General features: G+C 46.3%; 18 protein-coding genes. 16 read left to right on the forward strand and 2 right to left on the reverse strand.

The genetic code is table 11. The annotated features are described in order from the left end of the window. Positions 1-28: 28 nt before the first annotated feature. The 6 genes from AC6H3C_RS14190 to AC6H3C_RS14215 all read left to right on the forward strand — a co-directional run bounded on the left by AC6H3C_RS14190 (position 29) and on the right by AC6H3C_RS14215 (position 6,895). On the forward strand, positions 29-511 hold the full coding sequence (locus AC6H3C_RS14190) for a methylated-DNA--[protein]-cysteine S-methyltransferase (protein WP_497516056.1): 483 nt from the start codon (positions 29-31) through the stop codon (positions 509-511). 251 nt (positions 512-762) lie between these two features. Then, complete coding sequence (locus AC6H3C_RS14195; protein ID WP_497516057.1) at positions 763-1,152, forward strand: hypothetical protein; 390 nt, start codon at positions 763-765, stop codon at positions 1,150-1,152. 10 nt (positions 1,153-1,162) lie between these two features. Further along, the gene (locus tag AC6H3C_RS14200) at positions 1,163-1,852 is read left to right on the forward strand and encodes a DUF2490 domain-containing protein (protein ID WP_497516058.1); all 690 of its coding nucleotides are present in this window, start codon (positions 1,163-1,165) and stop codon (positions 1,850-1,852) included. A 9-nt stretch (positions 1,853-1,861) separates the two neighbouring features. Beyond that, on the forward strand, positions 1,862-2,674 hold the full coding sequence (locus AC6H3C_RS14205; RefSeq protein ID WP_497516059.1) for a polyphosphate polymerase domain-containing protein: 813 nt from the start codon (positions 1,862-1,864) through the stop codon (positions 2,672-2,674). Next, the gene (locus AC6H3C_RS14210; protein WP_497516060.1) at positions 2,637-3,317 is read left to right on the forward strand and encodes a DUF4956 domain-containing protein; all 681 of its coding nucleotides are present in this window, start codon (positions 2,637-2,639) and stop codon (positions 3,315-3,317) included. Before AC6H3C_RS14205 ends, AC6H3C_RS14210 begins: the two co-directional genes overlap by 38 nt. Before the next feature lie 23 nt (positions 3,318-3,340). Next, the gene (locus AC6H3C_RS14215; RefSeq protein WP_497516061.1) at positions 3,341-6,895 is read left to right on the forward strand and encodes a CotH kinase family protein; all 3,555 of its coding nucleotides are present in this window, start codon (positions 3,341-3,343) and stop codon (positions 6,893-6,895) included. Between the two features lie 42 nt (positions 6,896-6,937). Here AC6H3C_RS14215 and hydE read toward each other — a convergent pair whose 3' ends face one another. Then, the gene (gene hydE, locus AC6H3C_RS14220) at positions 6,938-8,029 is read right to left on the reverse strand and encodes a [FeFe] hydrogenase H-cluster radical SAM maturase HydE (RefSeq protein WP_497516062.1); all 1,092 of its coding nucleotides are present in this window, start codon (positions 8,027-8,029) and stop codon (positions 6,938-6,940) included. A gap of 65 nt (positions 8,030-8,094) precedes the next feature. Between hydE and sigZ the strand changes: the two genes are divergently transcribed. The 5 genes from sigZ (at position 8,095) to hydG (ending at position 12,103) form a co-directional block, all read left to right on the forward strand. Next, positions 8,095-8,757, forward strand: coding sequence for an RNA polymerase sigma factor SigZ (gene sigZ, locus AC6H3C_RS14225; protein ID WP_497516063.1), 663 nt, complete (start codon positions 8,095-8,097; stop codon positions 8,755-8,757). Between the two features lie 69 nt (positions 8,758-8,826). Beyond that, a complete protein-coding gene (locus tag AC6H3C_RS14230) occupies positions 8,827-9,630 on the forward strand; it encodes an arsenite methyltransferase (protein WP_497516064.1) in 804 nt (267 codons plus the stop codon). 99 nt (positions 9,631-9,729) lie between these two features. Further along, complete coding sequence (gene arsN2 / locus AC6H3C_RS14235) at positions 9,730-10,161, forward strand: arsenic resistance N-acetyltransferase ArsN2 (RefSeq protein ID WP_497516065.1); 432 nt, start codon at positions 9,730-9,732, stop codon at positions 10,159-10,161. A gap of 284 nt (positions 10,162-10,445) precedes the next feature. Next, positions 10,446-10,700 carry a TM1266 family iron-only hydrogenase system putative regulator gene (locus tag AC6H3C_RS14240; RefSeq protein ID WP_497516066.1) on the forward strand — a complete coding sequence of 85 codons (255 nt, stop codon included), beginning with the start codon at positions 10,446-10,448 and terminating at the stop codon, positions 10,698-10,700. A 5-nt stretch (positions 10,701-10,705) separates the two neighbouring features. Next, positions 10,706-12,103, forward strand: coding sequence for a [FeFe] hydrogenase H-cluster radical SAM maturase HydG (gene hydG / locus AC6H3C_RS14245; RefSeq protein ID WP_497516067.1), 1,398 nt, complete (start codon positions 10,706-10,708; stop codon positions 12,101-12,103). 74 nt (positions 12,104-12,177) lie between these two features. On the opposite strand, the gene AC6H3C_RS14250 is transcribed toward hydG, so the two are convergent. Continuing rightward, complete coding sequence (locus AC6H3C_RS14250; RefSeq protein WP_497516068.1) at positions 12,178-16,569, reverse strand: hybrid sensor histidine kinase/response regulator transcription factor; 4,392 nt, start codon at positions 16,567-16,569, stop codon at positions 12,178-12,180. Between the two features lie 217 nt (positions 16,570-16,786). Here AC6H3C_RS14250 and AC6H3C_RS14255 point away from each other — a divergent pair, with 217 nt between their 5' ends. From AC6H3C_RS14255 to AC6H3C_RS14275, 5 genes are all read left to right on the forward strand, one after another. After that, on the forward strand, positions 16,787-18,205 hold the full coding sequence (locus AC6H3C_RS14255) for a glycoside hydrolase family 28 protein (protein ID WP_497516069.1): 1,419 nt from the start codon (positions 16,787-16,789) through the stop codon (positions 18,203-18,205). Between the two features lie 79 nt (positions 18,206-18,284). Continuing rightward, positions 18,285-19,523: a DUF4861 family protein gene (locus AC6H3C_RS14260; protein ID WP_497516070.1), complete on the forward strand. Its 1,239-nt coding sequence runs from the start codon at positions 18,285-18,287 to the stop codon at positions 19,521-19,523. 25 nt (positions 19,524-19,548) lie between these two features. Next, positions 19,549-20,934 (forward strand): glycoside hydrolase family 28 protein, encoded by a 1,386-nt coding sequence (locus AC6H3C_RS14265; protein WP_497516071.1) that lies wholly within the window; start codon positions 19,549-19,551, stop codon positions 20,932-20,934. A 21-nt stretch (positions 20,935-20,955) separates the two neighbouring features. After that, on the forward strand, positions 20,956-21,927 hold the full coding sequence (locus tag AC6H3C_RS14270) for an alpha/beta hydrolase fold domain-containing protein (protein WP_497516072.1): 972 nt from the start codon (positions 20,956-20,958) through the stop codon (positions 21,925-21,927). 15 nt (positions 21,928-21,942) lie between these two features. Next, entirely contained in the window at positions 21,943-23,544 is a 1,602-nt protein-coding gene (locus tag AC6H3C_RS14275; protein WP_497516073.1) for a glycoside hydrolase family 43 protein, read from the forward strand. Positions 23,545-23,571: the final 27 nt, after the last annotated feature.

Consider the following 23,571-nt stretch of genomic DNA (forward strand, 5'->3'; position numbering starts at 1 on the left):
ATTTCACATTAATCAAATAAAACCCGACTTGACAGAAAAATTTACATATTTCTCACCCATCGGTCCCCTGTTAATTGAGACAGAAAACGATGAGATCTGTGCCGTATCGTTTTGCGACAAAGACACGACAACCGGAGGATTTAATCCGGTGTTAAAAGAGCAGATCAGCGAGCAGATGGAGGATTACTTTAGCGGCCGCCGATACGATTTTGACCTGCCCTTGTGTGCATGCGGGACTGATTTTCAGAAAAAAGTATGGGATCAATTACGCTCCATCCCATACGGGCAATGTATTTCATACGCCGACCTGGCCATTAAATTAGGAGATAAAAACCTGGTCAGGGCAGTTGGAGGAGCTAACTCAAAAAATCCGCTTGCCATCCTGGTTCCCTGTCACCGGGTAATTGGCCGAAACAATAAACTGGTGGGCTATGCCGGTGGAATTTGGCGAAAAAAATGGTTAATTCAACACGAATTATCCAACAAGCCTGTAAAAACCGGATTATTTTGAACTTAAGACCTAACCCGGCCGAGAAACACCAGCTGATCAGGCCAATCAAATGATGAGTTTTTGTCAGGATATTTTGTTTTACATACTGACCGATTTATCTGTCCATATTTCAGAAAATATTTATTTCTTTGTGAAATATATAAGCATATAAAACCAACCTTAAGCATATGAAGCATATCTACAAATTTGTCCGGCCATTATTGATTTACATTTCCGCAAAAGCGATCAAAAAAAACCAAACAGCTCTGTTTTTGAAAATATTCTTTTTAATCTTAGCTGTCGGAGTCGTTTCTGCCTGCGAAAAAGAAGAAGGAGAAGGCGGCACCTCTACCATCGTAGGACGGGTGTATACCCAAAACTACAACAGTGACTTCACGGTAAAACTGGGAGAATATTACGCCGAAGGCGTCGATGTATACATCATCTATGGTGATGAAGTTGTTTACTCCGACGACTTCGAAACCGGATTGGACGGCTGGTACCGTTTCCAATTTCTAAACAAAGGGACTTATACAATTTATGCGATCTCCAAAGATCCTACCCGTCAGTCGCCCTCCGGTGAAATTGCCGTATCCCAAACAGTCACGATCAAAAGCAACCATTCCACGGTAGTCGTGGACGATCTGGTTATTCACAAGTAGAAGCCGATACATGAACAGTTTATTACGCGCCTACCGGCTCCGGTTTCTGATTTTCATTTTAATCGGCCTCGTAACCGGCATAAAAAGCTATAGCCAAACCGAAGACTTTGGACTTTGGACCGGAATTGAAGTTGAAAAAAAAATATCCAAACGTTTTGATTGGTCGATCGAACTGGCAAACCGGATGCAGGACAACCTGAACCAGCGGGACAAAACGTATATTGGAACGGAGATTTCCTATTCAAAAAAAATATTCTCGACCAGCTTTCTCTACCGGCTGTCGAATGAAAAAAAGAAGAAGTACGAACCAACCTCGCACCGGTTTACCTGGGAAATTGAAGTTGCCCCGAAGATTGACCGGTTCAAGCTCAGTTACCGCGGACGATTGCAAACGCAATACACCGGAATCAACAGCTCAGAAGATGGTCATATCCCGGAAAGTTTTTTCCGAAACCGGCTAAAGCTGGATTATAACATCAAAGGCTTGCCGTTTAAGCCCTCTGTCAGCTACGAATTGTTTTACCGGATTAACCAGTATACCACGAGACAAATTGAAAAGAATCGCTACATTGTCGGACTCGATTACAAAATCAACAAAAGCAATTCAGTCGGACTTTCCTTCCTTATCAATGAAACCGTCAACGTGGTTGAACCTGTAAAAAGATATATCATGGGAATTGATTATAAACTCAAGTTATAAAACAAAATTGTGGAGCTGCTTTTATCACATGCACAAAAATTAACTGCTGATATTCGAAGTTTATCAGAAGATATGGATGTGGTTGCGCTGAACGATCTTCCAAAAAATGATCAGATGAACCGCTTCGACAAGAAATTTATTTTCAACGTCGCCCTGGTTCCCGATTTGTTAAAAAAGGCAGGAGATGCTTATGCCATTCTTGAATCAAACGGAACACGGATCTTCAATTATTATTCCGACTATTTTGACACCGCGGATTACCGAATGTACACCCATCATCACAACGGGAAGAAAAACCGCTGCAAAATCCGGATCCGGGAATACCTCAACAGCGGAGATCAATTTCTGGAGTTGAAGCATAAAAATAACCGTTCGTTTACAACAAAAAAACGCATGCCTTATTCCGGAAACTTTCCGTTAACAGCCGACGCAGATACGTTTATAAAAAACAATACCCCTTTTGACGCAGATGGCCTTATTTATGCCTTGAGTACCCGCTACCAGCGAATTACCCTGGTCAACAAACAAAAATCGGAACGGATTACCATTGATTTCAACCTGCACCTGAGTACATCCAACGAACAAGTCAAACTTGAAAATCTGGCCATTGCCGAAATAAAGAACAATGACCGGCACCTGCGTAGTCCGTTCAATCAACTCCTTAAGTTACACCAAATAAAGCAGGAAAGTTTCAGTAAGTACTGCATGGGTATGGCCCTGTTAAATCCGAAAGTAAAGAACAATCTGTTTAAAGAGAAAATACTAAAAATAAAAAAAATCGAACATGAACCTATTGACTGTTATAGCCAATCAAGCCTTTAACGAGGTAGCATTTTACAACTCAGCCAGCTTCTGGGACCTGATCATCCGTTTTACATTTAACCTGCTGGTGACGCTGATGATCGTCCGGTTTATTTATTACAAAAAAACAAAGCGAAAAGACTACCTCTTTACCTATCTGCTGATCAATACGATGATCTTTTTGCTGGCATACCTGCTTTCGGGCGTGGAACTGAAACTGGGATTCGCCTTTGGCTTGTTCGCCTTATTTGGCATTTTACGCTACCGCACCAACCCCGTCCAGATTAAAGAAATGACCTACCTGTTCGTCCTCATTGGCGTGGCAGTTATCAATTCCATTTCAGACGAGTATATTCCTTACGCCGAGGTTATCCTCGCAAATCTTGCTCTTATTATCATTCTGTGGGTACTCGAATTTGCGTTTTTGTTATCTCACGAATCATCGAAAAAAGTGCTGTATGAGAAAATTGATCTCATCAACCAGAATAATCAGCAAGCGCTTATCGAAGACCTTCGAAAAAGAACCGGGATCAATATTCACCGCGTCGAAATTGTTTCCATTAATTTTTTGAGAGATACGGCACGGATTATCATCTACTATTACGAGAAGAATAAAATCTTTAACATCGAAGACCAATCCTACCCGCTGGATCAGGACAACTAACACTAACTTATAAACCTAAAAGGATGGGCAAACATTTACTTCTGTCATTTTTCATTCTTTTTTTAAGCATTTTTTCGGGATACCCCCAGGAACTTCGCACAAACGAGATGATGGCATCCAACACCCATACCTTACTGGACGAGGACGGGGAATTTTCTGACTGGATTGAATTGATCAACACCAGTTCGCAAACCATCAACCTTTCGGGCTATTATTTGAGCGACGATATTAAAAACCCGACCCAATGGAGATTCCCAAGCCTTCAGTTACCAAGCGGGGGTCTGCTGTTGGTTTTTGCTTCGGGCAAAAATAGAAGAGCTATTCCTACAAACTGGTCAACAATCATTAATAAAGACGATGAATGGAAATACATTCTGCCTTCCTCTCAAATTGAGAACTGGAAGAAACTTGATTTTGATGATTCGCTCTGGAACACCGGAAATAGTGGATTTGGATACGAAGATGACGATGATGAGACCATCATCCCAAAAACAATCAGCATCTACCTGCGTAAGAAATTCACCATTAACAATCCTTCGGCCATCAGCGAGCTAATCTTACACATGGATTATGATGATGCTTTTGTGGCCTATATAAACGGCACGGAAGTGGCCCGGGCCAATATCGGGACGGTTGGCGATATCCCTGCTTATAATGCGGGAACAACTGCCGGGCATGAGGCCCGAATGTACCAGGGATTTTCACCCGAAAGTTTTCCGGTGTTAAATCCGCAAACACTGTTAAATCAGGGAGAAAACATCCTGACAATTGAAGTCCATAACCAAACATTAAGCTCGTCCGATTTCACAGCCATCCCTTTTTTATCCGTTCGTTCATCCGCCATCACCACTCACTCGTCCCCTGAGATCCTGAATCTATCGCCAACCTATCTGCATACAAATTTCAAATTAGGATCAGGAGGAGACAGTATTTTAATCTTTAACACGCAAGGACAACTTGTTGACAAATTAATCTATGAACCCTTCCCCGCAGACTATTCCATTGGTTTCAAAGACGGAAATTTCAACACCTTGTGTTTATTTAAAGATCCTACGCCAAACCGGCCGAATGATTCAGACGCGGTTCACTACGATGTAAGCATAACTCCTTCCTTCTCCGTTAACGGCGGCATTTATAACTCGCCCGTGTCTCTTGTGCTTTCCGGTGATAATCCCACAGATATCATCTACTACTCCACCGATGGCTCTGACCCTGATAAAAATTCGCTGGTATACAACTCGCCAATTTTAATCGAAAACCCGGTAAGCATTCGGGCCCGAATTATAAGAACAGATCAAACATACGGCAAAGTCGTAACAAACAGTTATTTTCCAAATTACAATAAAGAATTACCCGTTGTTTTCATTTCAACTTCCCCGGATAATCTGTGGGACGAAAAAAAAGGAATGTATACTCTGGGACCAAATGCCTCGAGTGTTTTTCCGTACAAAGGAGCCAATTTTTGGGCTGATTGGGAAAAAACCGCGCATGTGGAGCTATTTTTCCCGTTCGATCAGGAGGGATTTAGCATTGACGCGGGCATCGCTCTTCATGGCGGCGGATCAAGAGGATACGAACAAAAATCGTTTACCGCTTTTGCCCGAAGCATTTATGGCGACAAGAACATTTCGTGTCAAATATTTGATCAGAAGTCAATTAACAAGTTTGAATCGATCACATTCAGAAACTCAGGAAACGACTGGTTCGGCGCAAGAAGACCAATCGGATCGATGTTTCGCGATATGATGATGAGTAACATCGCCTTAAGTATGAACATTGATGCCGCCGCCGGGCGACCGTCTGTTTTGTATCTGAACGGAGATTACTGGGGTATTTACAATATTCGTGAAAAACTCCGCGAGCATTTTATTGCCGGCAACCACAAACTGAAGACCGACGAATTTGATATGCTGGAATATAAATATTCGGTGATCAACGGCAGTCGGGATAATTACCTTTCCATGCTCAACTTTATCCAGGCAAATGATATTAGCATTGCCGGTAACTACCAGTATCTGGAAACACAAATGGATATCCAGAATTTTATTCGTTACCAGTCGGCAGAAATTTTCTTTGATAATTGGGATTGGCCGGGGAACAACATCAAATTCTGGAAAGATTATTCAACGACAGGCAGGTGGAGATGGGTCTTACACGATACAGACTATGGATATGGCCTGTACAATGTTAATGATATCTTCTATCATAATACCCTAACCTTTGCCACGGCAACAGATGGCGAAGAATGGCCAAATCCGCCCTGGTCGACCCTGATATTACGAAAACTCCTGGAGAACACTGATTTCCAGCGCAAATTCATCAATACCTTTGCTGATCACCTGAACACAACGTTAAAAACAGAAACAACACTCGGACTAATCGAGCACTACAGTTCTCTTATTGAATCAGAAATTCCCTATCATGTTACTAAATGGGGCTCCACTGTGGGCGATTGGCTAAGTACCGTCGACTTAATGCAGGAATTTAGTGAATTACGCCCTGAAATTATCCGGGGTTATATCCGCGATTATTTTTCTATTAACCGGAATCAACAGGTCAACTTAGAAATTTCGGGTTGTGACAATGCTTCCATTCTTCTCAATACCATCACCGTTAATCAATTCCCCTGGAACGGCATTTACTTCAACCAAATCCCCATCGAACTGACCGCAATGGCTCCGGCCGGATATAAATTTAGCCGGTGGGAAGGCGATCTGGAATCGACCGAAGCCAAAATTCAGGTTCCGATGGCCACTGATATGAACCTGACGGCAGTATTTGAAGAAGACGATCAGCAGGGCACAATTGTCATCAATGAGATTATGTACAGCCCATCCAACGAATTTGACAGCGGCGATTGGGTTGAACTGTACAACAACAGTTCAGGCTACATCAACCTGACCAACTGGATATTGAAAGATTCGGATGAGAACAATCAATTCCGGTTTGCCCCCAACACCATCATGGAACCTCATGCCTATTTGGTGGTTTGCCGGGATCAGGATGCTTTTTCTTCAGTTTATCCCGACGTAACAAACTATCAGGGACCTCTCGGGTTCGGATTTAGCAGCGCAGGCGAGTGTATCCGTTTGTATAACAACAACAGTGAATTGGTCGATCAGGTTTGTTATGCCTCCCAGTATCCCTGGCCTACCGAACCCAATGGCGGAGGTTACACGCTCGAGCTAAAAGATCCGGATGCGGACAATGCGGTGGCTCAAAACTGGTTTACATCGCTAACGAAAAACGGAACTCCCGGAAAAGCAAATACCGTTGGAGAACCGGAGGAACCGGAAGAACCAACCGACAAACCGGCCGAAAGCTTACTACTCCAGAACTACCCGAACCCATTTACCGGCAGCACAAGAATTCCGGTGTATTCTCATACGAATCAACTGGTGAATCTATCTGTTTATACCCTGCAGGGACAATTGGTATCGACAATTTTTAACGGAAATCTGAGCGAAGGGTATCATACTTTCGAATGGAATGCACCGGCGCTCAGGTCGGGCATGTATTTAATCAGGTATACCGGACCAAATCACAGCACGGTAAAGAAGGCAGTTTGTCACCAATAAGGAAAAAATTCGATCTCCGTCAAAAATAACCGCAGGAAAAACTCAATCCGGTTTGTTCCTGCGGTTATTAAAATGACGCGAATCGCCCCACTCGTTGTAACCGATTTCACTTCCGGCCAGTTCGATACGGGCCTCCAGACAATTCCGGCACAGAGCAGCATCTTCATCCAGGCACGGCTTGCCTTCATAAAGCTGGTATTCTTTTCTGAAATCACAGGGTGTGAGGTTTGGCATAATCACGTTGGCGCCTACCTTAATCGCTTTTTCCCTTCCCGCCGGATCAATCGACTGCAAGGCCGTAGCGGCGGCAATATTAATATCGGGCATCAGCAAACGCAGGGAGGCCACCATTTTTAAGGCCAGGTCGAAACGCGCCTGTTTTGTTTTCAGCAAATGCCGGTAAGCATGCAGCGGAGTGTCTTCATGTTCGATATACGGACCCATGCCAACCATGTCGACATCCAGCTTCCTAAAAAAAAGCAGGTCGTCCGCCAGATGCTCCGTGGTTTGGAACGGAAGCCCGATCATCACCCCGGTACCCACCTGGTAACCACAGTCCTTTAAATGACGGAGGCATTCCACCCGTTTTTCGAATGAATGACGCTCATTACCGGGATGAATTTTAGCATAAAGCTCCGGCGATGAACTTTCGATGCGCAGCAGATACCGGTGGGCGCCGCTTTCGAACCAACGTTGGTAGGTCTCCCGGTTCTGTTCGCCGCACGAGAGGGTGATGCCCAATTCGCCGTTCGACAGCTTTTTTATCGCTTTCAGCAAACGGTCGACCCGTTCAATATAAGCAGGAGAAGTTAACTCGCCCGATTGTAAAACCACCGAACCAAAACGGTTTTCCCAGGCAAAACGGCAGGCATCCAGAATTTCCCCGTCGCTTGCTTCGTAGCGGGTCACCTTTTCGTTGCTTTTCCTGATACCGCAATACAGGCAATCTTTCGAGCAGATATTCGAAAACTCAATTAAACCCCTGAAATACACTTTTTTGCCCAGCGCCTCAGCCTTTCGTGCCGAAGCCGCTTCAAACAGAAGTATCCGGTCGTCGTCTTCCGCCTTCAGCAAACAAACTAAATCGTCGCGGGTAAACGTTTTCTGCGCTACTATGTCTCGTACATTCTTCACTTTGCGAAGATAAAGAAATCCTAAACTTTTGCCTATCTGCACGATTGGTTTCGATTCAATAAAAAATGAAGATTCTTAGCCGTTCACTGTATCCATCTCCGGAAATTCCCGTCAATAAAAAAACAGACAAACATTTTGCACGATCAAATATAAAAATAGAATTTTACGCGACTATGAATGCACAGATCAACCATATCTGGAAACAACACCGTGACCAGTTGCTGAGCTTTATCCGGAAAAGAGTAGTTGACCCGGATCTGGCTGAAGATATCCTGCAGGATGTCTTTCTTAAAATCCTGCTAAAAATCGACGGCCTCCAAAACCGCGACAAACTACAAAGCTGGCTGTACCAAATCACCCGAAATACGATTTCGGATTATTTCCGTCAAAAAGAAAAAGAAAACCGCTTAACCGGACAACTTCCGGAAACGGACCTGGAGGAAGAACAATCGGCGATGAAGGAAGCAGAAAGCTGGATTGGCCTGTATGTAGCCGATTTGCCGGAGAACTACCGTCAGGCCGTAAGGATGTATGAGATGGAAGGATTGTCGGTAGGAGAAATTGCAGATCGGCTGAATATTAGTTATACCAATGCCCGGGCACGGGTTCAACGCGGAAGACAGGCGTTGAAAAAAAACCTGACTGATTGCTGTACCTTTCATGTGGATGTGTACGGGAATGTGCTTGAATACCGGCGTAATTCCGAAAAATGCGAAGGATGCGAATAATTTTCCCCGGAACTGTGTCTGCATGCAAAATTTGCCGTCTACCGGATACAAACATTAAAATTTAAGACTATGCAAAACAAAAATGAAATCAGGAATGCTGTACGCGAAAGATATCATCAGCTTGCAGAAAATTCTTCAGCCATTATCGGCGGGTGTTGTTCTCCCGAATCATCATCCTGTTGTAAACCCCAGGGAGAGATTGATCTTCAGTCGCTGAAACTTGGCTATTCGGCAGACGATTTAAACGCAGTTCCCGAAGGGGCCAACCTGGGTCTGGGTTGCGGAAACCCGCAGGCCATAGCCATGCTGAAGGCGGGTGAAACTGTGGTTGACCTCGGAAGCGGCGCAGGTTTCGATGTATTTCTGGCAGCCCGCCAGGTTGGCGAAACCGGGCGGGTAATCGGTGTGGATATGACCCCATCCATGATCAACAAAGCCCGCACGAATGCCGAAAAAGCGAATCTTCAGCAGGTTGAATTCAGGCTTGGAGAAATTGAAAACCTGCCGGTTGCCAACGAGCTGGCCGACGTGATTATTTCCAATTGTGTTGTCAACCTATCGCCCGAAAAGCCAAAAGTTTTTCGCGAAGCATTCCGCGTGCTCAAACATGGCGGACGACTGGCCATTTCCGATGTAGTTGCCTTGCAGGAAATTCCGGAACAGATTAAATCGGATCTGGCGCTTTACAGCGGGTGCATTTCCGGTGCCTCAACAATTCAGGAACTCACTGACATGCTGACTGAAGCCGGCTTTACCGGCATCCTGATTCAGCCTAAACATGAAAGTAAAGCCGTAATCCGGGAGTGGGACCTCAACAATTCAATCACCGACTACATCATTTCGGCAAGCATTGAGGCCGTAAAACCCGGATAATGATCCGTAAAAACACAAAATAAAAACGGGGAGTTGTGTCCCTTTTGTTTAATCAGGCAAAAGAACATGGCTTCCCCTTACAAACATCAGAACACCGCCATGAATCAAATCATTCCATTGAATCAGACTGATTTCCCAAAAATCAAAACCTTATTGACTGCATCAAACCTGCCTTATTCCGATCTGGACTTTTCTCCCGTTTATTTTTTCGGCATAAAAGACGATGAAAAATTAGTTACTACGGGAGCCTTGGAAATTTACGGCACAAATGCCATTTTGCGCTCTGTGGCCGTTCAACAAGAAAACCGGAATCAAGGTTTTGGCAAACAACTCACCAGCTTTCTTGAGCATAAAGCCACGGAGTTAGGTATCAACCGGTTGTTTTTGCTGACGACAAACGCCAGCCACTTTTTCAAAAGATTGGACTATCAGCCTGCCGAACGCAGTCAATGCCCGGAAGCCATTCGGGCCAGCTCCGAATTTACCGAACTTTGCCCGGCTACAGCGCTTTGTATGTGCAAAAAACTGTAAATAAGCGGATTCCGGGGAAAGTAAACGAGCTTTTTTCCATTCCTACTCAATTCCGGAAGAAAAATAAAAAATCAGGTCGAAGTTGAGCTTCCCTGTCACTTTTCTGCACAAACAATTGTAACTTTGTTCGCATAACCTGCGGGAAGGTCAACAGACTGACTTCAAGGGGGGGGTGGACGATTGATTATTGATTATTGGCAATTGCCGACTCAGGTATTTCAGAAATGTAATCCGGTTATCAAGCTGCTTTTCCTCTCCTTTTTCCGCATAAAAAACCAAAAATCATGGACACAAAAAAACGATTGGGTTTTATCGGCATTATCATTGATGACCGGGCCCGTTGTGCTGCAGCTGTAAATGAGATTCTCTCTGCCCACGCCGACCTCATCATGGCCCGCACCGGCATACCGCACATCAAAGGAAACACCTCGGTCATTACCCTGGTGGTTGACAGCACAACCGATGATCTGGGGCAGCTCACCGGCCGGTTGGGAAGCATTGAAGGCGTACAGGTAAAATCGGGACTGGCAAAAAAATAAGTATCATGGAATTGACGACAGCATCATTCATCAACGAACACGAAATCAGCAATATCCTGCAAAAATACGGTAAACCGGGTTATGAACAGGTGAAGGAGGTACTGGCTAAAGCACGCGAAATGAAAGGTCTTAACCTGCATGAAGTGGCCATTCTGACTGGCATCAGCGACCCCTTGCAACTGCACGAGCTGTTTCAGACCGCCAATCACATCAAGGATACCATTTACGGCAAACGGTTGGTTTTGTTTGCCCCCCTGTATATTTCGAACCTGTGTGCCAACGAATGCGTTTACTGTGCATTCAGGGCAAAAAATAAGGCCATTGTGCGGCGGGCATTAAACCAAACCGAAATTATTCGCGAAACGGAAGCCTTAATCAAACAAGGTCACAAACGGGTGTTGCTGGTTGCCGGCGAATCGTACCCCAACCAAGGCTTTGGCTATGTGCTCGATTCCATTCGCTCGGTATATGAAGCCCGCTGCAATGGGGCCGAAATCAGGCGCGTTAACGTCAATATTGCCCCGCTGAAGCTTGAAGAATTCAAATTGCTGAAAGCCGAAAAAATAGGAACATACCAGATTTTTCAGGAAACTTACCACCACGAAACTTACAAAAAAGTACACATTGGCGGAAAAAAAATGGATTACGACTGGCGGGTCACGTCGCTCCACCGGGCGATGGCAGCCGGCATCGATGATGTGGGAATTGGCGTGCTTTTCGGTCTGTTTGATTACCGCTTCGAGTTGCTGGCCATGATGCAGCACATTCACGAAATAGAGCGTGTTTTCGGCGTCGGGCCACACACCATCAGTGTTCCGCGTATAGAACCGGCCACCGGGTCCGACATTGCCTCGCATCCGCCTTTTGCCGTTTCCGACCTTGAGTTTCGGAAGATCGTAGCCATCTTACGCCTGGCTGTTCCTTATACCGGCATCATCATGTCGACCCGCGAAACTGCTCAAATGCGCCGCGAAACCTTCGCCCTCGGCGTCTCACAAATCTCGGCAGGCAGCCGGACCAACCCGGGCGGTTACGGAGAAGAAACGGAAGATGACGTTTCAGGGCAGTTCAGCCTGGGCGACCACCGTCCGCTCGACGAAGTGATCCGCGACGTGGCGCAAATGGGCTATGTTCCTTCTTTTTGTACCGGCTGTTACCGCTTGGGCCGCACCGGACAGGATTTTATGGACCTGGCCAAACCGGGAGACATTAAAGCGCATTGCGGCCCCAATGCCCTGTCGAGCTTCATGGAATACCTGAACAATTATGCATCGCCCGGCACGCGCGAAATCGGCATTCAACTCATTGAAAAAACAATTGACGAATTGGATGGACTACCCAAACAACGAGCCCGAAAACTGGTTGACCGCGTAAACCAGGGACAGAAAGACGTTTTCTGCTAAGCCCTCAGATCCTGCAACGACGCTTTTTGCAGGATTGAGGGTGTCAGTTGGTAAATCGTATTCCGGGAAGAAAATCAAACCGGCGATATTTCGTCTTTGTACTTGCTTGGCGGGCAATGGTAGCGTTCCTTAAACTTTTTGCTGAAGTATTTTAAATCGTTAAAGCCCGATAAATAAGCTGCTTCTGAAACGCTGTAACTACCATCAGTCAGGTATTGAACGGCAATTTGCAGTTTGGTGTTCCGGAGGAACTCAACGGGCGACATGCCGGTCAGTGTTTTTATCTTGTTGTAAAAAACGGTCCGCCCCAAGGCTGATTCTTTCACCAGGGCGTCGACGTTAAAATCGGTATCCTGGCAATTTTTCTCGATCAGGGCAAGCACATTTTTCAAAAATTCTTCGTCTTTATTGGTGATTTTCAGATCGCCTTTAAACGGATTACTTTTATTAAACCAATCGAGTACATTTTGTCGTTGCCGCAACAAATTCTGAATCACGCGGCTCAGGTATCCGGCATGAAACGGTTTGACGACATAAGCCTCCGCACCCGACTCGATTCCTTCCAGTTGATCGTTCATGGCCGATTTTGCCGTTAACATGACGATGGGGATATGACTAAGCGAAAAGTCATTTTTAATGATCCGGGTCATGGTCATTCCATCCATCACCGGCATCATCAAATCGGTAACAATCAGATCGGGATGGATTTTCCTGGCCATTCCAATTCCCTCCTCTCCGTCATTGGCCTGAAAAACCTGGTACCGGTCGTTCAGGATGGAATGGATGTAATTTCGTATATCCGGGTTATCTTCAACTAAAAGGATTTTATAAGCCCTGGGCAAGCTTTCAATCACACCCTGGACTTCTGCCGTAAAATCCGACAGATCGAATTCATTTTCAGCAGGGGAAGTTTTCATCATTTCCTCAACCTGCATCCCAGCCAACTCTTCTTTTGTGAAATGGTCTTTTCCCATCAACAGGTTTACCCGAAATTGGCTTCCCTCGCCCGGACGGCTTTGAACATCGATGTCGCCGTGATGCAGCTTAACCAGTTCGTACGAATAGGCTAATCCGATGCCGGTTCCTGTAAATTCAATCTGCTCATCGCTAAGCGAGCTAAACCGCTGAAAAAGAAGCGGAATTTTTTCGGCTGCAATTCCCTTACCTTCATCTTCAACAACAATCGAAACCATCTTTCGCTGTTCCAGAACCTCGATGCGGACAGCAATCTTCTTTCCCTTAGGCGTGAACTTGAAGGCATTCGACAGTAAGTTAAAAAGCACCGAATCGATCTTATCCCGGTCAAACAATAATTTGGGCGTCTCCTGCTCTTCCGGATAGCGGAAACAGATTTCCCGCTGCCGGGCCATCTGCTCAAAGCTTTGACAGACTCCCCGCACAAAAGGCCCGATTTCGATCTCGCAAAGCCTCATTTTCATTTTTTGATTCTGGATCTTTCTGAAATCAAGCAACTGGTTCACAAGCCTCAGCATACGTTTCCCGTTGCTGCTCATCCGGTCCATGATGTCTTTGATTGACGCGGGAAGGTTTTTAATTTGCCGCAGGTCTTCGAGCGGACCCAGCACCAGGGTAAGCGGAGTACGTATTTCGTGCGAGATATTGGTGAAAAACCGCAGTTTGATTTCGTTTACCTTGCGCTCGACCCGTAAATCAGTCCTCATGCGGTGATACTTGGTCAGTACGCGGCGGTTTACTTCGACAAACAGGACAAAGAGGATGAAATAGATCACATAGGCCTGTTTGGTTCGCCACCAGGGCGGAAGAATTGTAATTTTAAGCGAACGGGGAGTTTCGGCCCGGGTTCCGTCCCAATTGGCTGCCCTCACGTGAAAGATGTATTTGCCCGGAGGCACATTCGTATACGTGGCCTTCCGTTCGTTCCGAACCTGATACCAGTCCTTGTCGAAACCTTCGAGGGTATATTCGTATGAATTTTTGTTGGGGTCGAAATAACTCAGGGCGGCATATTCGATACGAAACCCGGATTGATCGTAATTCAGGATGATCTCATCGGTGAAATTGATGTGTTTTTTCAAAGGAGAATTTTTCTCTCTGAAAGATACTTCGCGGTTGAAAATCGACAAGCGGGTGAACACAACCGGCGGATAAAACAGCGCCGGTTTTTCTTCGTGCAGCGTAACCAGCAGAAGTCCGTCAAGGGTTCCGAAAAGCAAGCGTCCGTCGCGTAATTTACAGCAGGTATTTTCAGAAAAATTACTGCACTGCAAACCATTGTTGTCGTCGAAATTACTCAGGCTTCCGTCTCCGGCATTCAATCTTGAAATGCCATTCTCCGTGCTTACCCAGATGTTCGCTTGGTCATCTTCCAGAATACCAAAAACAGCATCGCTGATCAATCCGTCGTGATGATTGATTACCTGAAAACCGGCCTCTGCATCGTTCAACAACAGCCGGTTAAGCCCTCCTCCGAAAGTTGCGATCCACAAACGGCCTCCCGAATCTTGCTGAATGTGTACAATATCATTGTAACTGAGACTGTTCTTTTCGTTGACATCATAAAAATAAGGCCGAAACCCGATCGTATCGGCATCCGGGTCGCCGGTAAGCCGATTTAAGCCAAAGGTGGTGGCTACCCAGAGCGTACCATACGAATCCTGCGTGATTTGCCTGACGAAATCGTTGGAAAGATGACTATTCTGTGTTCCGATATGCCTGAAAACCAGTTGGTCGTCTTTAGGGTTGGTTATAAGATTGATTCCGTTGCCGTATGTGCCCACCCAGATTCGCCCGTCGCGATCCTGAAAAACAGCGTAAACATTGTCATTTGCCAGCGACTGCGAGTCGTTTTGGCGGTGTCGGTATATGCGAAAGCTGATGTCGTTATACGAAGGGTAATGCTGCAAGGGCTTCACACTGCGGGCCAGGCCGCCTCCTTTTGATCCCAGCCAGATAAAACCGTCCCGGTCTTCGAGAATGGCGTATACATTAAACCGGGGCAATATTTCACGGCTTGTCGGTATCCCCGAAAATTGTCTGGTCAACCGGAAATCTTCATCATAAACATACAAACGCCCCGACTTGCTGGCCATCCAGATGTTGTTTCGCGAGTCTTGGGCAATGGCGCGGATCACATTATCCGACAGGTTGTTAATTTGTGGTTCGGGTTTTAACTGACGAAACATGGGATTGGCCAGGATCACCTTGTTTACGCCTCCGTTAAATTGTCCGGTTCCAATCCAGATCAGGCCCGAATGATCCTGCGCCACACAATAGGCAATGTCTGAACTCAGCGAATTCCGGTCACGCGGATCATTCCTGAAAAACCGGAACGACCTGCTTGATTCGTCGAACAAAGCAACACCGCCGCCATGCGTAGCCACCCAAATATTGGAATCTTTGTCTTCGAAGATAAACTGTCGCTGCATATCGATCAGCGACTGAATTTCAAGGGGAACCAACTCATAAAACCCGGCCTTCTCCAATTCGGGGCCAATACGCGTAATCCCAAAACCGGACGTACTGATCCATAAAACGCCTTTACGGTCTTCTACGATTTGATCAATTGACTGCCCCGGCAAAAATCGTTTCTGCTGACCATTGGCCGGGTTATAAATATAAAGTCCGGCTGCTTTTGTGCCGATGATCAGATTTCCGGATTTTGCCCGGTTCATCACCGATATTTCGTCGTCCAGCCTGTCAATCAGCAGCTTCTCGGCGCGAAAATTCCGAAGATCAAGTTGCTGAACCCCCTGTTTTACTGTTCCCAAAAACAGCACATGATCTGCCAAAACACCACTGGTGAAGGCATATTCTTCCAAATAGGTCCGGCCATTTTTTCTTGAGTTATTTTCGTCTGTTGGTTCCAGGCAGCCTAGGCCGGCGCTGGTGCCAATCCAAATTCGCTGGTCCCGGTCGCTTAAAATAAAACAAACCGAATCGTTTGTGATGGCGGGGGTTGTACTTTTAGTCAGATACTCAACCCCGTAAACGCCGTCTTCGGTGGTCGGGGCAGTCAACCGGCAAACTCCGGCATTATTGGTGCCGATCCAGATTTCATCATCCAGTTCCAGGAACGATGATATCCGTGTATTTCCGCCATTACCCGGATCGGTAGTGGATGGAAAAGAATAAAAACGTTCCGTTCGCAAGTCAAGATAATGGTAATGTCCGTCATGCGATTCGAGCCACAGAAAACCTCTTTTATCTTCCCATATTTTTACAATCCGGTTATTGGTCAGCGAGTGAGGATCATTGTAATTGGCTTTATAAACCCTGAATTCGTATCCGTCATACTGATTCAATCCGTCCATCGTGCCGAACCACATAAAGCCCCGGCTGTCGCAAAAAATACTTTGAACCGAGTTTTGCGACAGCCCATCACCCGTATTCAGCAACTCAAATCGTTCAATCTCAATGGCCGGGAGCCAAAGGGGAAAAAAAATCAAGACAATAAGACCATATCTCTTGCTCAAACAGCTCAGCATTCCTAAAAAATTAGCGGTGAAAAGTAGAACAATTTCGGTATACTTTCAAATGTCCTATAACACAAATCCTGTCAGTTTATCCCCGGTGAACTAACAATTTGTCATCGGTTTATCGCTCTCAACTAAAGTAAGTTTGTTCCCGAAACTTCTATTTACATATAATTTTGATGTAACTATGTACAAAACATTTGGTATAACCGGTTTAAACCTGCTAAAAATGAAATCATTAAAAACCGTAATTGGATTATTCCTGCTTTCGGTAAGTTTAGTTGTTCAGGCTCAGCAACAAAACGAAAAATGGGCAGAGATCTATCAGATCATCAACGGGATAAAAGAGCCCGTTTTTAGCGATCAGGAATACAATATTGCAGATTTTGGCGCTGTGCCCGACGGAACCAGCCTGAATACAGAGGCCATTCAAAAAGCAATCGACCTGTGCTCAAAAACCGGCGGCGGTACGGTACTCGTTCCTCCAGGTATCTTTCTGACCGGCGCGATCCACCTGAAAAACGATGTCAACCTGCACGTTTCGGAAGGAGCCTTACTGAAATTTTCGACCAATCCGAAAGATTACCTGCCCCTGGTACACACCCGTTGGGAAGGAAATGACTGTTTTAACTACTCGCCCCTGATTTATGCCAACGGGCAAAACAACATTGCCGTAACCGGAAAAGGTACCCTCGACGGACAAGGCAGTAACGAAAACTGGTGGCACTGGAAAGGTCAAAGCCAATACGGATGGAAAGAAGGAATGCCCAGCCAGTTGCTCGAAACCGGCCGCCCTTTGCTCGACAAATGGGAACGCGAAGAAGCGCCGCTGTTCGAACGTCATGCCGGCGAAGGACACTACCTGCGCCCGCAGTTCATCAGCTTCATCTATTGTACTTCGGTAAAAATTGAAGACGTCCGGATAATCAACGCTCCCTTCTGGGTTATCCACCCGGTGTTGTCGAAAGATATTATTGTCCGCGGAATCCACATCGAAAGCCTCGGGCCAAACTCAGACGGCTGCGACCCCGAATCGTGCAAAAACGTATTGATCGAAAATTGCATTTTTGACACCGGCGACGACTGTATCGCGCTGAAGTCGGGCCGCAACTCAGATGGCCGGAAGCCCAATGTGCCGACCGAAAACGTGCTGATTCGTAACTGTAAAATGCTCGAAGGACACGGCGGCGTGGTTATTGGCAGCGAAATTTCGGGAGGCGCCCGCAATATTTTTACCGAAAACTGCGAAATGAGCAGTCCCGATCTGGATCGTGCCATTCGTCTGAAAACCAACAACAACCGGGGCGGTATAATCGACGGACTGTACGTCCGAAACATCCGGGTGGGACAGGTAAAAGATGCCGTTATCCGAATCAACTGCTCGTACGACCCCAAAGAAGGTCAGGGTAAGTACCCGCCCATGGTTCGTAACGTGTATATTTCGGGCATAACAGCTGATATGACCGGGAAAACCCCGGCCCAATACGGTCTTCGGCTCGAAGGGATTAAAGGTGAAAATGCCGTTGAAAACATTTACATCAGCAACTGCGAGTTTAACGGCGTTGAAAACGTCAGCCTCATCAGCGACGTAAAAAACCTGAATCTGGATGAAGTTATTATTAATGGTAAAAAAGTTGAGTTATATTAGTAGCAGAATTTTCCCTGTCCTGCCTGACAACAGATGGACAGGGAAAATTCAGACACCTTAACCTCAAAAAAATAAACGTATGAAATTCAGATTGATTAATCTTGTCGTTGCTGTACTGTTGCTGGCTGCTTGTGTCAGGCAGGAAAAAGGACAAACCCTAACAATTACCAACCCCCTTTCCGAACCGGTAACCGAACTGACCTGCCAACTTTCTTCACCGGCATTTATGCAATCGATTGCTAAGCTGCAACCGGCGGGCTTTCATCTGCTGGATGGAGAAATTGAGATTCCGTACCAGCTGATCGAACAGAACAATAGCCCGGTTGCCTTGCTGATTCAGGCCGACTTTGCCCCCGGGGAAGAAAAAAAGCTGATTGTCAAGGCCGGAAAAGGAAACGTTTTTCCGCAAAAAACCCAGGCCGAAATATCGGTAAAAGAAAATGGCGAGTGGGTTTGGGTAACCAAAAGCAATGGAAACGAACAATATGAATACCAGGGAGGAAACTGGAAAAATGTAAGCTCGGTTTGGGTGGACGAGAAACACACTGACCACTCATTCGACATTCGTTATGAAGGCCCGGGATGGGAATCGGACAAAATTGGCTACCGTTTTTACCTGGACTGGCGTAATGCCGTCGACATTTTTGGAAAAAAAGTAGATACTCTCGTCCTGCACCAGGTTGGATTGGATGGTTTTGATTCGTACCACGAAATGAGCGATTGGGGCGTTGATGTGCTGAAAGTGGGCAACGCGCTGGGTATCGGCACCATCGCCTACTGGGACGGTGAAAATGCCAACCGGGTTGCCGTAACCGACAGCATTTACAGTGAAGTAAGCTATAGCGGCGCCCTCGAATCGAAACTGACAACCAACTATTTTGGTTGGGAATATGCGAACGGCAAAACCAACCTGATCTCCGAAATATCGATCAGGGCAGGAAGCTATTTCACAAAAAACCGCCTGACCACCAGTAACCCAACCGATAACATCAGTACCGGGCTAATCCGTTTACCCAACACGACCGTTCTTCAATCAACCGATGACGAAGGAGAATGGGCCTACCTGGCTACTTTTGGAGTTCAAACGCTTGAAAATGATCACATGGGCATGGCCATCTTTTATAAAAAAGCTGATTTGATTGAACTCACTGAAGATAAATACAGCCATGTGGTCGTCCTGAAACCTGAAAACAACCAGCTAACTTATTTCTATGGAGCTGCCTGGGAACAGGATGCATCAAAAATGGATTCCATTGAAAAATTTGAAACTTTCCTGAAAAAACAACTGGCCTTGTTTAATGCCGGGTTGATGAATTAAAAACCGATGATCCTGAACCTGTAACATGAAACGAATCAGCAACATATTCCTGTTTATGCTGACTGCAAGTCTGGCAACAGCACAAGTTTCTGCCGACAGATTGGATACAAAAGAAGAGATTCTGGCCCGGATTCAAGCGCCGGTCTTTCCCGATCGCCGGTTTGCAGTAACCGATTTTGGTGCAATTGGCGATTCGGTAACTAACAATAAACCGGCTTTCGACGCGGCTATACAAGCCTGTCAATCAGCCGGAGGCGGTATTGTTATCGTGCCAGCAGGCACTTATCTGCTCGATGGTCCGATTCACCTGGAAAGCAACCTGAACCTGCACCTGGAAGAAGGCGCCGTTATTCGCTTCAGCCCCAATCCGGTCTCTTATCTGCCGGTGGTAAAAACCAGCTGGGAAGGAACCTTGCTCTATAATTACAGCCCTTTTATTTATGCCTTCGGAAAAGAAAATATTGCGATCACCGGGAAAGGGATGATTGACGGCGAAGGATCAGCTTATTTTACGCGATGGTACAAGATACAGGGAAAAGACCAACGCCTGTCACGCCGGATGAACCATAAAAATGTTCCGCTGGAAAAACGACAATTTGGTCGGGGACATTATTTACGCCCCCAGCTAATTCAGTTTTTCGATTGTAAAAACATTTTGGTGGAGGACCTGCACATCGAAGATTCGCCGTTTTGGTGCATCCACCTGCTGATGTGCGAAAACGCGACCCTGCGCGGTCTAACCTTTGATGCCCAAAATAAAAACAACGATGGCATTGATCCGGAATATTGCAAAGACATCCTGATTGAAAATGTAAATTTCAACAACGGCAACGACAATGTTTCGGTAAAAGCCGGACGCGATCACGAAGGACGGGACATGCAACGCCCAAGCGAAAATATCATCATCCGGAATTGCAGTTTTAATGGTCGCCACGCCGTGGCAGTCGGCAGCGAAATGTCGTCGGGAGTGCGTAATGTGTATGTCGAAGATTGTCATTTTTCCGACTATGTGACACGGGGTATTATTCTGAAATCAAATCCCAACCGTGGCGGAACCATTTCGGATATCTATGTAAATAACCTCCAATTCGGCGAGGTACTCGACTGTTTCATGGTGACTTCCAATTACCACAAGCAGGGGAAAAAACATCCTGCCACAGTCAAAAACATATACATCAACGATGTAACTTGCCAGAGAGCGCGAAATTTTGGAATTTATATCAAGGGGCATAAACGAAATCATGTTTCGGATATCCACATCGAAAATTTTCGCGTTGACCAGGCAAAAAGAACCGTATTTGTTGATTTTGCAGAGAGCGTGAATTTTAAAGAAACACAGGTGAACAGTGAAGAAATTAAATGGAATCCTGCCCGATTACGAAAAAATAAATACCGGGCATATAATTACTAACAGCAACAAACAACACCCAACATGCTGAAAATAACCACTGTATTGTTATTATTGCTCATTATCCCGGGAATGATCACCGCCCAGCATGAATTTCCGCGCGACAGCTCGTTTACCGTGTATTCGGCCTGGCAAAAAATTAAAACAGACTATCCGCAGGCAACACCCGTGAAGCCATTCGTTTCGGCCGATTTCTTGTCGCTGACCAACCAGGTTTACCGGGTACGCGGAAACCGTCAACTCCACATGGATATCTTTTTGCCAAATAAAACAGATTTGGTGAAACGTCCGGCCATTCTGATGATTCATGGAGGAGGCTGGGCGTCCGGCAACAAATCGCACCTGGTACCCCTGGCCCAAAAACTGGCCATCGATGGTTTTATTGGTATTGCGGTTGAATACCGCTTATCGCCCGAAGCGTTGTACCCGGCAGCCATCTGCGATTTAAAAGAAGCCATCCGCTTTGTAAAATACAACGCCGGGCTCTACGGGATCGATACCACCCGGATTGCCGTGCTGGGAACTTCGGCCGGTGCAACACTGGCGGCTTTTATGGCCACCACCGGGAAGCTCAGCCGCTTTGATGACCCGAACTCCGTGTATCCGGGCATCTCGTCGGTTGTTCAGGCCTTAATCAATATCGATGGTGTGGTTGATTTTACCGATCCGAATGAAAGCGCCAAAGACGACGACCCGAAAAAACCATCGGCCGGCGCCAGGTTTTTTGGCGGAACCTATCAGAAAATGCCTGAAAAGTGGGTAGAAGCCTCGCCGATCAATTATGTGGATAAACACAGCCCTCCTACCCTGTACATCAACAGTGCGCTCGAACGCTTCCATGCAGGCAGGGAGCCGTTTTTGGCTGTTTTAAAAGCAAACCATACCTACTACGAGATCCACACCATACCGCATACCCCTCACCCCTTCTGGCTGTTTCATCCCTGGTTTGATGAGACCCACAGGTATGTGAAAGATTTTCTTACTAAACTATTTTAACCACGACGGAATACGATGACAACAAAAAACATTTTCACCCTCGTCAATGTAATTCTTTTTAGTATTTCCTGCTACGCTCAGCCCTGGCAGGCAGACCTTGGAAACGGCCGTTACAAAAACCCGATTATCCATGCCGACTATTCCGACCCGGATGTTTGCCGCGTTGGAGATGATTTTTACATGACGGCATCCAGTTTCAACTGCTCTCCCTCGCTGCCTGTCCTTCATTCAAAAGACATGGTCAACTGGGAATTGATTGGCTACGCGCTGGACAAACAAGTTCCGCCCGATTTTTTCGACAAAGCACAGCATGGATGCGGCGTTTGGGCCCCCGCCATTCGATTCCACAACCACGAATTTTATATTTATTATCCGGACCCCGACTTTGGTATTTACATGATTAAAGCCAAAAACGCCAAAGGCCCCTGGAGCGAGCCGGTGTTGGTTCAGGGCGGGAAAGGCTGGATTGACCCCTGCCCGCTGTGGGACGAAGACGGGAAGGCATATCTGACATACGCTTTCGCGGGTAGTCGTGCCGGTATTAAAACCATTCTGATGGTCAGTGAAATGACCACAGACGGAACCAAACTGATTGGCAACAGCGTCATGGTTTTTGACGGACACGATGGACACACGACTGTTGAAGGCCCGAAATTTTACAAAAGAAGCGGTTACTATTACATTCTTGCTCCTGCCGGCGGCGTAAAACCAGGCTGGCAATTGGCTTTACGTTCAAAAAACGTGTTTGGCCCTTACGAATACAAGGTGGTGCTGCACCAGGGAAATACCAACATCAATGGTCCGCACCAGGGAGCCTTGATTGAGCTGGATAACGGCGAATCGTGGTTTTATCACTTTCAGGATGCCTATGCCTACGGACGTATTGTTCACCTGCAGCCGGTTACCTGGATCGACGGATGGCCGATGATGGGCGTTGACCGTAACGGCGACGGCATTGGCGAACCGGTTAGCGAATATAAGAAACCAACTGTGGCTTCAACCGAAAAGGTGGGTATTATCCCTGCCTCTGACGAATTTAACGGACACGAATTTGGTCTGCAATGGCAATGGCATGCCAATCCCGAGGTAAACTGGGGATACATGTCGGGAAACCTCGGATTTATGCGATTGAACTGTATTGCTCTCGAAGGCCGGGTAAATAACCTGTGGGACGTCCCCAACCTCTTCCTTCAAAAATTTCCTTCCCGCGTATTCTCGGCAACCGTTAAACTCCGTTTCAGCGCTCACCGTGATGGCGAAAAAACCGGCCTGCTCATCATGGGCGAAAGTTATGCCTACATCGGGCTGGAACTGGTTGACGGAAAACTGAAGCTCCTCCAAGTGACCTGTATCGATTCGCACAAGGGAACCGAGGAAAAAGAACAGGCCACCATCGATATGGCCCAAAACGAGGTTTACCTGAAGGTAGAAGTGGACAAAAACGCCATGTGTACATTTAGCTACAGCGAAAACGGCAAAAATTTTAAAAAATTCGACAACGAATTTGAAGCGGTCGCCGGCCGATGGATCGGTGCGAAAGTCGGCCTGTTTGCCCTGGGCGCTAAAAAAACCAATGATGCCGGTTATGCCGACTTTGATTGGTTCAGAGTGGAGTGAGGTTGGGCCTTGGTCATTCATTTGATT

The organism is Gaoshiqia sp. US2 (assembly GCF_059705485.1).